This window comes from Oleiphilus sp. HI0066 (assembly GCF_001635725.1).
This window is the reverse complement of record NZ_LWFH01000457.1, coordinates 1-999: the sequence shown is the minus strand read 5'-3', so window position 1 is coordinate 999 and position 999 is coordinate 1. Positions and strand designations below refer to the sequence as shown.

1 protein-coding gene is annotated in these 999 nt (G+C 41.4%); it reads right to left on the bottom strand.

The window, feature by feature from the left end; all coding sequences use genetic code 11:
- Window positions 1–943, bottom strand: a 943-nt coding sequence (locus A3738_RS06640; protein ID WP_156504012.1) for an NAD(P)/FAD-dependent oxidoreductase, incomplete at its 3' end; no start/stop codon positions are given.
- Between the last annotated feature and the right edge of the window lie 56 nt (window positions 944–999).

The following is a 999-nucleotide window of genomic DNA, read 5'->3' as shown; positions in this document are numbered from 1 at the left end:
GATCTATTCCTTCAGTAATAAGTGCCGCATTGTCCTTTTGAATCGCCTTATAGAAAGTCGTATTGATAATTAAACGCTTACAGCCAACTTGATAGTCGGGACGCAATTTGCGTCTAAGTTCAGGATCTTTAATTGCTAGCTTCAGGTTCAGCTTTACGAAAAACTCCATCAAAAAACGCTGAATTTTATGGCCTGTCACAGCTTTAGTGAAAAAATGCTCGACGAAAAACTTACCACTAGCGCGGCTGATACGATTCAGAGTCGGAAACCTACCTAATAAGCGTTTTACAAAATTAGGAATCGAAAAGTCCTTCAAGGGAAGAATCCATTGAGGCGTACGTTGGAATACGTTTACCTTTGCCCCAGAGTTAATTAGTTCTGGAATACACTGAGCGGCTGTAGAGCCCGTTCCGACAATACCAACAGACTGTGTCGCATCGAGTTGAACATCATGATTCCAATTAGAGGTATGGAACATGTTTCCTTCAAAGGAATCTAAACCTGGAATGTCGGGAAGGCTTGGATGATGCAGTATACCTGTCGCGGAAATAACGAAATCACATTCATAGTTATCACCAGTGCTGGTCGTAACTTTCCATACACCGTTATCAAACTTGGCTTCAGTAACCGTTTCATTAAACCGAATCATTGGCCGTAGCTCGTATTTATCAACCACGTTCTCGAAGTATTCTTGGATTTCATTACCACGAGCGAAAAAATTACTCCAATTAGGATTTGGCTCAAACGAATAGGTATACATGTGCGAGGGAATGTCACACGCAACGCCAGGATATGTATTCTCACGCCATGTACCGCCGACTTTTTCTTTTTTTTCGAGAACAATTACTTTCTCAATACCCGCATCTTTGAGCTTTTTCGCCATCAGAATACCTGTCATGCCAGCACCGATGACAATGACTGATGGATTACGTTTAAAAGACATGATTAATCCGTTTATGAATGTACAAACGAATAGCTTAATACAGGCCGAGGATGGCA